This is a genomic window from Rhizobium sp. CF142 (assembly GCF_000281145.1).
Classification (GTDB): Bacteria; Pseudomonadota; Alphaproteobacteria; order Rhizobiales; family Rhizobiaceae; genus Rhizobium.
Window position 1 is genome coordinate 21,674 of the sequence record NZ_AJWE01000006.1, and the last position, 11,637, is coordinate 33,310.

The 11,637-nt window shown below is 62.2% G+C and carries 12 protein-coding genes; 7 read left to right on the forward strand and 5 right to left on the reverse strand.

Annotated elements, in window-relative coordinates; genetic code table 11:
• Positions 1 to 180: 180 nt before the first annotated feature.
• Complete coding sequence (gene repB, locus PMI11_RS00355; RefSeq protein WP_007812072.1) at positions 181 to 1,182, reverse strand: plasmid partitioning protein RepB; 1,002 nt, start codon at positions 1,180 to 1,182, stop codon at positions 181 to 183.
• A complete protein-coding gene (repA, locus tag PMI11_RS00360; RefSeq protein ID WP_007812074.1) occupies positions 1,179 to 2,375 on the reverse strand; it encodes a plasmid partitioning protein RepA in 1,197 nt (398 codons plus the stop codon). Before repA ends, repB begins: the two co-directional genes overlap by 4 nt.
• A 201-nt stretch (positions 2,376 to 2,576) precedes the next feature.
• On the opposite strand from repA, the gene cobF reads away from it, so the two are divergent.
• From cobF to PMI11_RS00385, 5 genes are all read left to right on the forward strand, one after another.
• The gene (gene cobF / locus PMI11_RS00365) at positions 2,577 to 3,341 is read left to right on the forward strand and encodes a precorrin-6A synthase (deacetylating) (protein WP_007812075.1); all 765 of its coding nucleotides are present in this window, start codon (positions 2,577 to 2,579) and stop codon (positions 3,339 to 3,341) included.
• 78 nt (positions 3,342 to 3,419) lie between these two features.
• Complete coding sequence (gene cobG / locus PMI11_RS00370) at positions 3,420 to 4,781, forward strand: precorrin-3B synthase (protein ID WP_007812077.1); 1,362 nt, start codon at positions 3,420 to 3,422, stop codon at positions 4,779 to 4,781.
• A gap of 2 nt (positions 4,782 to 4,783) precedes the next feature.
• Positions 4,784 to 5,416 carry a precorrin-8X methylmutase gene (locus PMI11_RS00375; protein WP_007812079.1) on the forward strand — a complete coding sequence of 211 codons (633 nt, stop codon included), beginning with the start codon at positions 4,784 to 4,786 and terminating at the stop codon, positions 5,414 to 5,416.
• Positions 5,413 to 6,138 (forward strand): precorrin-2 C(20)-methyltransferase, encoded by a 726-nt coding sequence (locus PMI11_RS00380; protein WP_007812081.1) that lies wholly within the window; start codon positions 5,413 to 5,415, stop codon positions 6,136 to 6,138. Before PMI11_RS00375 ends, PMI11_RS00380 begins: the two co-directional genes overlap by 4 nt.
• On the forward strand, positions 6,135 to 6,899 hold the full coding sequence (locus PMI11_RS00385) for a precorrin-3B C(17)-methyltransferase (protein ID WP_007812083.1): 765 nt from the start codon (positions 6,135 to 6,137) through the stop codon (positions 6,897 to 6,899). The genes PMI11_RS00380 and PMI11_RS00385 overlap by 4 nt, the downstream gene beginning before the upstream one ends.
• Here the strand turns inward: PMI11_RS00385 and PMI11_RS00390 are convergent.
• On the reverse strand, positions 6,863 to 7,633 hold the full coding sequence (locus PMI11_RS00390; protein WP_007812085.1) for a cobalt-precorrin-6A reductase: 771 nt from the start codon (positions 7,631 to 7,633) through the stop codon (positions 6,863 to 6,865). The genes PMI11_RS00385 and PMI11_RS00390 overlap by 37 nt on opposite strands.
• On the opposite strand from PMI11_RS00390, the gene PMI11_RS00395 reads away from it, so the two are divergent.
• Together PMI11_RS00395 and cobM are read left to right on the forward strand one after the other, a co-directional pair.
• Positions 7,632 to 8,861 carry a bifunctional cobalt-precorrin-7 (C(5))-methyltransferase/cobalt-precorrin-6B (C(15))-methyltransferase gene (locus tag PMI11_RS00395; protein ID WP_037070493.1) on the forward strand — a complete coding sequence of 410 codons (1,230 nt, stop codon included), beginning with the start codon at positions 7,632 to 7,634 and terminating at the stop codon, positions 8,859 to 8,861. The two genes, PMI11_RS00390 and PMI11_RS00395, sit on opposite strands and share 2 nt — an antisense overlap.
• Positions 8,862 to 8,865: 4 nt before the next feature.
• Positions 8,866 to 9,621, forward strand: a complete 756-nt coding sequence (cobM, locus tag PMI11_RS00400; protein WP_007812088.1) for a precorrin-4 C(11)-methyltransferase — start codon at positions 8,866 to 8,868, stop codon at positions 9,619 to 9,621.
• 7 nt (positions 9,622 to 9,628) lie between these two features.
• Here the strand turns inward: cobM and PMI11_RS00405 are convergent, their stop codons facing one another.
• Together PMI11_RS00405 and PMI11_RS00410 are read right to left on the reverse strand one after the other, a co-directional pair.
• Positions 9,629 to 10,441 carry a TIM barrel protein gene (locus PMI11_RS00405; RefSeq protein ID WP_007812090.1) on the reverse strand — a complete coding sequence of 271 codons (813 nt, stop codon included), beginning with the start codon at positions 10,439 to 10,441 and terminating at the stop codon, positions 9,629 to 9,631.
• 153 nt (positions 10,442 to 10,594) lie between these two features.
• Positions 10,595 to 11,623 (reverse strand): LacI family DNA-binding transcriptional regulator, encoded by a 1,029-nt coding sequence (locus PMI11_RS00410; RefSeq protein ID WP_007812092.1) that lies wholly within the window; start codon positions 11,621 to 11,623, stop codon positions 10,595 to 10,597.
• Positions 11,624 to 11,637 lie beyond the last annotated feature (14 nt).

Below are 11,637 nucleotides of genomic sequence, written 5' to 3' on the forward strand. Positions count from 1 at the left end.
ACGGAAGCATGCGAACAACGTCATGGCTGGCCAGCTCAAGGTTTTCACCCGGTTTTTCGGATAGGATCATATGTCTTTGTCGATGCGCGGAACAATCGCTCCAACTGTCAGGTGAAGTCGTACCATCGACCAGTGCGCTTCGTCGCGATCCCCGCTCCGGCTCGGAGCTCCCTCTGCGGCCTACTTCCCGCCGCCTCCCGGCTTTCCGGCCTTGTAGGCTTCATAGAGCTCGTCGAGGCGGTCCGAAAGATAGGCACCGAAATCCGGCGCGTCACCGGTCTTCAGGGCGATGGTGAAGGATGTGCCGGAACTCTTGATGCGGCCGGCGATCTTGCCCCCGCTTGCAGGCTTCCAGTCATACTCGACACTCTCGGGTTTGACCTCATCTTTCTTGGAGAGTTCGGCCACAAGAAGTTCGAAACGGCGATCGCTCTCCACAGCGTTGAATGTGGACGAACCAATCAGCTTGGTCAGACGTGAAACGGCAGCCTCGGTCCAGTCTTGGGCAAGCGCCATCCAGCGTCTACGGCCGATGCCAGGTGCGGCACCGACGGCCTGGATGATATCGGGGGGAATAGCCTTTGCCACGGAGATGAGCTTCGACAGTTCCGTCTTGTCGGTCGAGAGCGCCTTCATGATAACAGAGCGATCGAACTTCTTCAGTTCGAGATTGAGCGCGAAGGCGGCGCGCTCGATATAGGAGAGATTGCGGCGCGCAGAGTTTTCGATGCCTTGCGCAATGACGAGATCTGTATCGTCGAGCTTGCGGATGACCGCCTGCACCTTGCGGCCGAGCAGCTTGACGGCCTGGAGGCGGCGATGGCCATAGGCGACCTGGTAGCGCCCGTCGTGATGCGGATTGCGCCGCACCAGGATCGGCACTTCCTGGCCGTTCTCGGCGATCGACTGCACGAGTTCGTCTTCGAGATCGAGCGGCTCATCAGCGAGGCGATCGCGGATGAAGGACGAATCGATCAGCTCAGGGTCGAGTTCGACGATATGTTCGCCTGACAGCAGGGCCTCCTCCATCGCCCTGCTCTCTTCCTCCATGCGGCCGAGTGTCAGGGCCATGGTGCGCACCGGACCGGCTGCACCGCGCGCAGCGGTTTCCTCGAAGTTGGCCGCGGCCAACTCCTGCGCCGTGTCGGTGAACAATCCCTTCAGTCGATCTCGTCTGCTCATGTGCGGCCCCATGCTTTATGGATGCTGGTGATAATTTCGCCGTTGGCGGCGTTAACCGATTCCAGTGCCCGGTCATAGGTGGAGCGGCGAACCTGCCCCTTTTCAATTTCATAAAGGGTCTGCTTGGTCAGGCCCGCATCGGCAATTGCCGTCGATTTCAGGATGGTCGCCGTCAGCACATCATCCCCGAAGAGACTGCGCAAGAGTGCCACGATCTGCGACTGCGGCGCGTCAAAAGGCTCATGGCGGGTGACGACATATTTGATGAAATCATGCTGCAGGTCGCCGCCGGCCTTGCGCACCACCGACAAGAGGTCGGACGTCATCAAGAGGAATTGCGACATGGAGGCGACATCAACCATTTGCGGATGGATGGTGATGAGAAGCGAGGTGGCGGCGCAGACGGCGCCGAGCGTGAGATAGCCGAGCTGTGGCGGGCAGTCGATGACGACGATATCGTAATCCGCCTCAACCTCGGCGATTGCATTGCCGACGCGCCGAAAGAATAGCTCCTCCGGCTTCTGACGATCATTCAAGGCACGCGGCGTTTCATGCTCGAACTCCATCAGTTCGAGATTGCCCGGGACCATATCGAGACCGTCGAAATAGGTCTTACGGATAATATCCTTCAACGGGCGTCGTTGCGCATCGTAGCGGATCGCACCATAGAGCGTGTCGCCATCGCCGAGATCGAATTCCGGCTGAACGCCGAGCAGGGAGGAGAGCGAGGCCTGCGGATCGAGATCGATCGCCAGAACACGATAGCCTTCCAGCGCCAGATGCTGCGCCAGATAAAGCGTCGTCGTCGTCTTGGCCGAACCGCCCTTGAAATTGGTGATCGCAATCGTCTGCAGCTTCTCGCTGTCGCGGCGCCAGGGCAGGTAGGAGAGCGCATCCTTCGGCTTGATCTTCGCCATATGTTGGCGCAACTCGTTGATCTGGCCGAGCGTGTAGGAGCGGCGGCCATTCTGCGAGACGTCCGGCTGCGGACCCTTACCGTCCAAGGAAAGCTGGCGAAGATAGCCATCGGAGACGCCGATCATCTGCGCCGCCTCACCCGAGGTGAATGTCCGCAGCGTCTTTTGCGAAAGCGGCGGGAAGAGCCTTTCTCGCAGCAGCTTCAGCTGGCGTGAAAGCTGCATGGCGTGCCGTTCGATGCGAACGTCCGTCGTCGATACGCTAATGTTGTCCAAAACACTTGCCCCTTCTTAAAGCGCTTTTCTGTCAACATAGCGTCAAAAAGCGTATCGAAGATGACATGATTCGGGGATAGCGACAATAAACGGTTCGCTAACCACACAGATAGAAAGTTGGCCGCGGCCAACTTCCGGGTCCGCCCTTGCCAAAGGCTTGCTTTGGCGGCACAAACCGCTGGAAATCGCGAGGCAGAAAGCGTGCGGCATATCCACATCATCGGTATCGGAACGGGCAATCCCGAACATCTGACCATCCAGGCGATCAACGCCATGAACGCGGCAGACGTCGTGTTCATCCCGACCAAGGGTGCCGCGAAGGCGGATCTTGCCGAGGTTCGCAGGGAAATCTGCGAGCGATATTTGACCCGCGAAGGTGTGGGCATCGTTGAATTCGAGGTACCGAAGCGCGTGACCCAGGACCGGAGTTACGTCCAGAGCGTAGACGACTGGCATGCTGCGATCGCCCATATCTATGAAGGACTGATCGGCGACCTGCCGGAAAACGGTGCCGGCGCCTTCCTCGTCTGGGGCGATCCGAGCCTCTATGATAGCACGATCCGCATTGTCGAACGGGTGCGCAACACCGGTGCCTGCTCCTTCGACTATCATGTCGTTCCCGGCATCACCAGCATCCAGGCGCTGGCCGCAAGCCATCGCATCCCTGTCAATCTCGTCGGCAAGCCGGTCGAGATCACCACCGGCCGGCGGCTGGCTGAAACGGGGCTGACGCGTGAGAGCACCGTCGTCATGCTCGATGGCGAACAGGCCTTCTCGAAGATCGACGATCCCGAGGCGGAGATCTTCTGGGGCGCCTATCTCGGCACGGAGAACGAAGTGATCCGCTCGGGCCGGCTTGGCGATATCGCTGACGACATCCTCCGGCTCCGGGCCGAAGAGCGCGAGCGGCATGGCTGGATCATGGATATCTATCTCCTGCGCAAGGGACGGGACTTCGAAGAGTAGCCGTCCCCATATCCAACCCCGATCTCGCTTTGCTGCATCCGGCGCGATCATGTAAGACATGGGCCAAAGGATGGTTGAATGCGCAGCGCTGCCGGCAAGATCTTGGAAGCAGAAAGCCCTGATATAACAGGCATGCACCGTGGCGCCTGCCCGGCGCTCGCAGCCCCCATGCAAACCGGCGATGGTCTGCTCGTTCGCCTGCGGCCAGCGGGCGGCGCACTCACTATCTCCCAGTTCCGGCAGTTGGTCTCGGCAGCGGCGCGACATGGAAACGGTATTCTTGAAATCACCGCCCGCGGCAATTTGCAGATCCGGGGTCTTGAGACCGGTTCCGTCGGGCCGCTGGCGGCGGAGATCGATGCCGCCGGCATCATTGTGCCTGAGGGCGTTGCGATTGAGATGTCGCCGCTGCACGGCGTCGATGCCGACGAGATCGCCGATGCGGCGGACATGGAAGCGGAACTGCGCAGCAAGCTCGGCGACCTTCTGAGCTCTCCGCACCTTGCTCCGAAACTCTCCATCCTGATCGATGGGGGCGGTGAGTTTTCACTTTCCGCGCTCGTTGCCGATATCCGCATCGCAGCACAACCCGCCGGACAATGGCTGGTCTCAATCGCCGGCGATGATGCGGGCGCGACGCCACTGGCCCTCGGCAATGCGGATGCCACCGTCAATGCGGTCGGCGATTTGCTCCAGATGCTGATTACGCGCGGCAGGCGCGCTCGCGCCCGCGACATCGACGCAGCAATACTGCGCGCCCATTATCCGCAGATCGATAGCATCCGATCTACCTGTTCCGCGCAACGGAAATCGTCCTTCGTCGGTGTTACGAGACTGGGGAATGGCAGCACGGTATTCGGGGTGCGCCTGAAGTTCGGTCAGGCAAGGGCCGCCGATCTGCTCTCCTTTCTCACTTCAGCCGAAAGCGCTGGCGCAAGGGAAATCCGGCTGGCTCCGGATCGTGGTTTCTTCGTGATTGGTCTGGCCGAGACGGCAATGCTGACTATTCAAAAAGTAGCCGTCGATCATGGCTTCAGCGTCACGGCGAACGAGCCGACCGAGCAGATCGCTGCCTGCGCCGGGGCAGGGGCCTGTGCCTCGGCCTTCTACGATACCAGAGCTCTCGCCAACCAGTTGATCGACCAAATTCCCGCGCTCTTCGACGGCTCGCTGAAGCTTCACCTCTCCGGCTGTGCGAAAGGTTGCGCGCATCGGCGCGCGGCTCTCGCGATTGTCGGTTCGGCCGTAGGTTACGACTTCATCGTCAACGGGCTCGCGGCAGACAGACCGGCTGCAAGGATTGCTGGCGAACGGATCGATTTCGCTATAGAGAGGCTCGCCCGGCTGATCAAAGACAAAAGAGGCGCCAGCGAGTCGAGTGCCGATTGCCTGAAGAGGCTTGGGCCCAACGGCCTCGCCGAGGCGCTGCAACAGGAATAGCAATGCCAGACTACGACTATATCCGCAGCGGAGACGCAATCTACGAGCGCTCCTTCGCAATCATTCGCAGCGAAGCCGATCTCTCGCGTTTTTCGCCAGAGGAAGCCGATATTGCTGTCCGCATGATTCATGCCTGCGGGTTGGTCGAAGCCGTACAGAACTTCGTCTTTTCACCCGATTTCGTCCATGCCGCGCGCATCGCCCTGCAGGATGGCGCCCCGATCTTCTGCGATGCGGAGATGGTGTCGCATGGCGTGACGCGGGCCCGGCTGCCGGCTCAGAACGAGGTGATCTGCACTCTGCACGATCCGCGCACCCACGAGCTTGCCCATCAGACCGGCAATACCCGCTCGGCTGCCGCTATCCATCTCTGGCTCAACCGGCTCGCCGGCAGCGTGGTTGCGATCGGCAACGCACCGACGGCCCTCTTTCATCTTCTCGAATTGTTGCGCGACGGCGCGCCGAAGCCGGCGGCGATCATCGGCATGCCGGTGGGCTTTGTCGGGGCTGCCGAATCCAAGGATGCGCTTGCCGAAAATTCCTATGGTGTTCCCTATGCGATCGTACGCGGCCGGCTCGGCGGCAGCGCTATGACGGCCGCCGCCATCAATGCGCTTTCGAGGCCCGGCCTATGAGCGGCCGTCTGATCGGCGTCGGCACCGGACCCGGCGATCCAGAGCTCCTGACCGTCAAGGCGGTGCGCGCCATCGAGGGTGCCGACGTGATTGCCTATTTCGCCAAGCAGGGCAGAGGCGGCAATGGCAAGGCAATCGTCGAACATTTGCTGAAGCCCGGCATTGAGCTTCTGCCGCTCTATTATCCTGTCACGACCGAACTCAACAAAGACGACCCGATCTACCAGAGCCGCATCACAGATTTCTACAATGCATCCGCCGATGCCGTTGCCCTTCATCTCGAGGCAGGCCGCACGGTCGCCGTCCTCAGTGAAGGCGATCCGCTCTTCTATGGTTCTTACATGCATCTGCATGTGCGGCTGTCGCAGCGCTATCCGACTGAAGTCATTCCCGGCATCAGCGCCATGTCCGGCTGCTGGTCGCTGGCGGGCATGCCGATCGTCCAGGGCGACGACGTGCTCTCCGTCCTGCCGGGCACGATGGGCGAGCAGGAGCTGACCCGCCGCCTCGCCGATACCGAGGCTGCCGTCATTATGAAAGTGGGCCGCAACCTGCCGAAGATCCGCCGTGCTCTGGAGGCGGCCGGACGTCTTGGCGACGCGCTCTATGTCGAACGCGGCACCATGGCAAATGCCGCAATGGTCAAGCTTGCCCAACGGGGCGAGGGCGATGCGCCCTATTTCTCGCTGGTGCTGGTGCCCGGCTGGGAGGCCAACCGATGAGCGGGCGGCTATTCGTCATCGGCACCGGTCCCGGCAATCCGGAGCAGATGACCCCGGAAGCGCTGGCCGCCGTGGAAACGGCCACTGATTTCTTCGGCTACGGTCCCTATCTTGATCGCCTGACATTGCGCGCCGATCAGACCCGTCACGCTTCCGACAATCGCGAGGAACTGGACCGGGCAGGGGCTGCTTTGACGCTCGCCACCAGAGGTGCTGATGTCTGCGTCGTCTCCGGCGGCGATCCCGGCGTCTTTGCCATGGCCGCCGCCGTCTGTGAAGCGATCGACAAGGGGCCGGCGGAATGGCGCGGCGTCGATCTCACCGTTCTGCCCGGCATCACCGCCATGCTGGCGGTTGCCGCGCGCGTCGGTGCACCGCTCGGGCATGATTTCTGTGCGCTGTCGCTGTCGGACAATCTGAAGCCCTGGGCCATCATCGAAAACCGCCTGGCGCTTGCGGCAAAAGCCGGCTTCGTCATTGCCCTTTATAATCCGATCAGCAAGGCTCGACCCTGGCAGCTTAGCACGGCCTTCGAACTGCTGCGCCAACATCTACCGGCAACCACGCCCGTCATCTTCGGACGTGCGGCTGGGCGGCCCGACGAACGGATCACCGTGCAGCCGCTTGAAAAGGCTAATGCCGCTCTTGCCGACATGGCGACCTGCGTGATCATCGGTTCGCCCGAGACCCGGGTGATTGCCCGTGAAGGACAGCCGGATCTGATCTATACGCCGCGCTTCATGGCCGGGGAGACGAAATGATCGATTGCCTCGAGCGCTGCTTCCACCGTTTCGACCGACGTCATGATGGCAGCGGGCGTGCGGGCGATCACGACAACCTTGATACCGAGCAGACGGGCGGCCTCGATCTTGGCATAGGCCGCCGTGCCGCCGCTGTTCTTGGTGATGACGGCATCGATACGATACTTCCGCATCAGGTCGATTTCGCTTTCGAGCGTGAAGGGGCCACGGTCGAGGACATAGTCGACATCGGCAAGGGCAAGCGGCGGATCGACGGGATCGACGCTGCGCACCAGATAGAAATGCTGTGGGGCGACCTCGGCGTGATGGGCGCCCTGACGCCCGGTCGCCAGAAAGACGCGGCGCGGCACGGGGCCAAGGGCTGCGATCGCCGCCGGAATATCGGCGACGCTATGCCAATGATCGCCCGGTTCGGGCACCCATTCAGGGCGAACGAGGGCAAGCGCGTCGATACCGGTGCGTTCAGCAGCAATGGCGGCATTGGCCGAAATGCGTTCGGCGAAGGGATGGGTGGCATCGACCAGCAGGTGATAGCCTCCTCCCGTCAGGAAGCTCGCAAGCCCCTCCGCACCACCGAAGCCGCCAATACGGACGGGAACCGGCTGCTGGGCGGGAGCCTGCGTGCGGCCTGCCAGCGACAGGAGAATGTCGAAATCTTCCCGTGTGGCAAGTTCTTCGGCAAGCCTGCGCGCTTCGCTGGTTCCGCCGAGGATCAGGATACGGGTCTTCTCCATGTCTGACACTTCCCAATCCGGCCCGCGCTGGCTCACTCTTATCGGCATCGGCGAAGATGGTCCAGACGGACTCGGCGAAGAGGCAAAGCGCCTGATTGCTGCCGCACCCGCCGTCTTCGGCGGCGCCCGTCATCATGAACTTACCGACGCGCTGATCACAGGCGAGCGTCTCGCCTGGCAGAGCCCGTTCGAAAAATCGGTCGAGGCGATCGTAGCTCGGCGTGGCATGCCGGTCGTCGTGCTGGCCTCAGGCGATCCCTTCCTTTACGGCGTCGGCGCGACGCTGTCGCGCCGCATCGCGGCACACGAGATGCACACCATCCCGGCACCCTCCGCGTTCAGCCTTGCTGCGGCGCGTCTCGGCTGGCCGCTGCAGGAGACGGCCTGTATCTCGCTGCACGGACGCCCGCTCGATCTCATCCGCCCGCATCTGCATGCCGGCAGGCATATTCTGGCGCTGACCTCGGACGAGAAGGGGCCGCAGGCGCTCGCCGACCTGCTTGTCGCCAACGGCTTTGCCGAAACACGCCTGACGGTTCTGGAAGCCCTCGGCGGCAGGCGGGAGCGCATCCGCAGTATGATGGCATCGGGATTCGATCTCAACACGATCGACCCTCTGAATGTCTGCGCGATCGAAATTGTGGCAGGGCCGGGAGCACGCATCCTGCCCTATGCCTCGGGTCTCGACGACGCGCTCTTCGAGCATGACGGACAGATCACCAAGCGGGAGATCCGCGCGGTCACGATCTCGGCGCTGTCGCCGCGCCATGGCGAACTCCTCTGGGATATCGGCGCCGGTTCCGGATCTGTCGGTATCGAGTGGATGCTGGCCGATCCGTCGCTCAAAGCAATCGCCATCGAACAGGCGCCGGAACGGGCTGCCCGCATTGCCCGCAATGCCGTCTCATTCGGCGTGCCGCAACTTGCCCTCATCGAGGGGACGGCACCTGTTGCGCTCGCCAGCTTGCCCGCACCGGATGCGATCTTCATCGGCGGCGGCGGCAGCGAGGCCGGTGTCATGGATGCGGCGATCAAGGCACTGAAGCGAGGAGGGCGGCTCGTTGCCAATGCCGTGACATTGGAAATGGAAGCGATGCTCTTGGCCGAATATGCGGCACGTGGCGGCTTGCTGACGAAAATCGAAATCGCGCGCGCCGCCCCCGTCGGCGGCATGAGCGGCTGGCGGCCGGCCATGCCCGTCACGCAGTGGCGCTGGATCAAGGAATAGAAGAATGGTGATTCATTTCATCGGCGCCGGACCGGGTGCAGCAGATCTCATCACGGTGCGCGGACGCGACCTGATCGGCAAATGCCCTGTTTGCCTCTATGCCGGCTCCATCGTCTCGCCCGAGCTCCTGCAATATTGCCCGCCGGGGGCGCGCATCATCGATACCGCGCCGATGTCGCTTGACGAGATCGAAGCCGAATATCTTGATGCCGCAAATGCCGGCCAGGATGTGGCGCGGCTGCATTCGGGCGATCTCTCTGTCTGGAGCGCGGTGGCCGAGCAGGTCCGCCGGCTGGAGAAGCACGGCATCGCCTATACGATGACGCCGGGGGTTCCAGCCTTTGCGGCAGCGGCCTCAGCACTCGGCCGCGAGCTGACGATCCCCGCCGTGGCGCAAAGCCTCGTGCTGACGCGTGTATCGGGCCGCGCCTCGCCGATGCCGAACGAGGAAACCTTGGCGAAGTTCGGCGCGACGGGTGCAACGCTGGCGATCCATCTCGCCATCCACGCACTGGCTGAGGTCGTTACGGAACTGACGCCGCTCTATGGCGCCGATTGCCCGGTCGCCATCGTCGTGAAAGCCACTTGGCCGGACGAGCGTATCCTTCGCGGCACGCTCGCCGATATCGAGGAAAAGGTGGCGGCGGAGCCGATCGAGCGCACGGCCATCATCTTCGTCGGCCGCTCGCTCGGAGCAGACGATTTCCGCGAAAGCTCACTCTACGACCCTGCCTACCAGCGCCGCTTCCGCGGCCGCTAATAGTCGCTCAGACCTTCGCCGCGAGATAATCCATGCTTGCCTTCAACGCAGCGCCGGGATCCTTGAGCTCATGAACTTCGGACGCGAAGGGCTCGAAGGAGAAAGGCCCCTTGTAGTTTGCCTGCAGCAATGCGCGGATCTGGGCGGCATTCCCGAGCCGGTCATCGGCATCGACGAGAACACGGTGCGGATCGCGCATATCTGCGACGGAAACGGCGGGATCGCTGACGCCGGAAATATGCACCAGCCCCGTCAGATGCGGGAAGAAGGGCGTTTCACCGGCGAGGTGATGGTGGAACGTGTCGTGCACCAGCCGGAAAGTCGGCTGCGCGCCCAGCGTCTCAATAACATCCGCCGCTTCTGCCTTGGACCGCAGCGAGCAGATCTCGAAGCCGAGCGGCTCGACGAGGCCAACAATGCCGGCGGCATCGAGCATCGGGCGGAGTTCTTCGAGTGAGCGGCGGAGATTGGCCTGACGTTCGCCATCGGCGCGTCCCGTGCCGTCATTCTTGGGAACCAGCACCAGCGCCTGCGAGCCGACAGCCCGGGCATAATCGATCAGCTCGCGAGCTTCCCGCTCACGCGTCGCGTTCCATTCGTTGAAGCGCTGCAGCGCATTGATGGAGATGATTGCAACACCATAGCGGGCGGCGGCCGCCTTGATGACGTCAGGCTTGGTGCCATCGAGAATAGCGTTGCCGGTGAGATCATTGCGGATCTCCACCGCATCGATGCCGAGTGAGGCGGCAAGCGCAAAGAAATCCTCGATCGAAAGCGAGGGCGTCGCCATATGGTTCAGCGCGAAACGGATGGATGCCATGCGAAGTCTCCTCCTCGCCCCTCGTGAGTGAGAAGCATTATGAATGTCTGATCGAATCTCTACTGGAATTCGCTGGCCAATCCATCCACTGCACGGCATCAAACTCTATCATCGCTGCTAGATTTTCCGGACTAATGATAGAATTCCATCATTTCAGATATTCTCCGGCAGAAAAATCTCGAAGGGCAGGAAGGACTGGCCGGGAATGGCGATCTCGCCATTTTCCAGTGCGCCCGTCATTAGCGAGACCACCTCCTTGCACAGCGCCGGCAGCGGCGTGCCGATCGCCATGGTGACGATGCCGTCGGCAAGGCCGGCCTTGCTGTCGGCGGTGAGCTCGTTGACGATAAGCACGATGCGGCCGCCGATCCCTTCTTCACGAAATGCCGAGATCGCCCCTTCCATCCCGCCGCCACAGACATAGAGGCCGACGAGATCGGGATGTTTCTGCAGGAGCGTCAACGTCGCCTCATGGGTGATTTCGGGCGTTTCCAGATTGATCAGCGTTTCGACCACCTCGAAATCCGGCGCCTCCTCGCGAAAGTAAGAGCGGAAGCCCATTTCGCGCAGTTCGTGACCATGAAAACGGTGACTGCCGACGAAGCAGGCAACCTTGCCAGGCCGGCGGGCGGCTTTGGCGATCATCCAGGCCGCGGTGCGGCCGACCTTGCGGTTGTTGACGCCGACATAGGCGTCCCGCACCCCGGTCGCGAGATCCGAGAGCAGTGAGAAGACCGGAATGCCACGCGCCTTCAATTCCTCGACCGCTGCCGTCACGGCCGGATAATCCGGCCCGACAAGCGCGACCGCCTGGTTTCGGGCGCCGAGCAGCTTGATCTTTTCGATGATGGCGGCGGGCGTCGCTGCGCATGGATATTCCACCTGCGTCTGGATCCGCGCAGTCGTGACATTGCGCGCCGCCGTTTCAATCTCGCGGGCGAAGGCCTGGTAGAACGGCTGCGTCGGCTTCTGCAGCAGAAAGGCCAGCCGATATTGCGGCAGATCCTCGAAGACGCGCTGGCGGATCAGACCGACCGCATGATAGCCGATCGATTGGGCGGCATCATAGACCCGCCGCGCCGTTTCCTCGCGCACCCGATGGCGGCCATTCAGCACGCGATCGACAGTCGCAACGCTGACGCCGGAGGCCTGGGCGAGATCGGAGATGGTCGGGCGGCGCATAGCAATTCCTGATA

Bases quoted from the DNA above. Each gene is read 5' to 3' on its own strand.
- repB (WP_007812072.1), bottom strand. From the start codon at position 1,182: ATGAGCAGACGAGATCGACTGAAGGGATTGTTCACCGACACGGCGCAG.
- cobG (WP_007812077.1), top strand. From the start codon at position 3,420: ATGCGCAGCGCTGCCGGCAAGATCTTGGAAGCAGAAAGCCCTGATATA.
- PMI11_RS00375 (WP_007812079.1), top strand. From the start codon at position 4,784: ATGCCAGACTACGACTATATCCGCAGCGGAGACGCAATCTACGAGCGC.
- PMI11_RS00380 (WP_007812081.1), top strand. From the start codon at position 5,413: ATGAGCGGCCGTCTGATCGGCGTCGGCACCGGACCCGGCGATCCAGAG.
- PMI11_RS00385 (WP_007812083.1), top strand. From the start codon at position 6,135: ATGAGCGGGCGGCTATTCGTCATCGGCACCGGTCCCGGCAATCCGGAG.
- PMI11_RS00395 (WP_037070493.1), top strand. From the start codon at position 7,632: ATGTCTGACACTTCCCAATCCGGCCCGCGCTGGCTCACTCTTATCGGC.
- PMI11_RS00390 (WP_007812085.1), bottom strand. From the start codon at position 7,633: ATGGAGAAGACCCGTATCCTGATCCTCGGCGGAACCAGCGAAGCGCGC.
- cobM (WP_007812088.1), top strand. From the start codon at position 8,866: ATGGTGATTCATTTCATCGGCGCCGGACCGGGTGCAGCAGATCTCATC.
- PMI11_RS00405 (WP_007812090.1), bottom strand. From the start codon at position 10,441: ATGGCATCCATCCGTTTCGCGCTGAACCATATGGCGACGCCCTCGCTT.
- PMI11_RS00410 (WP_007812092.1), bottom strand. From the start codon at position 11,623: ATGCGCCGCCCGACCATCTCCGATCTCGCCCAGGCCTCCGGCGTCAGC.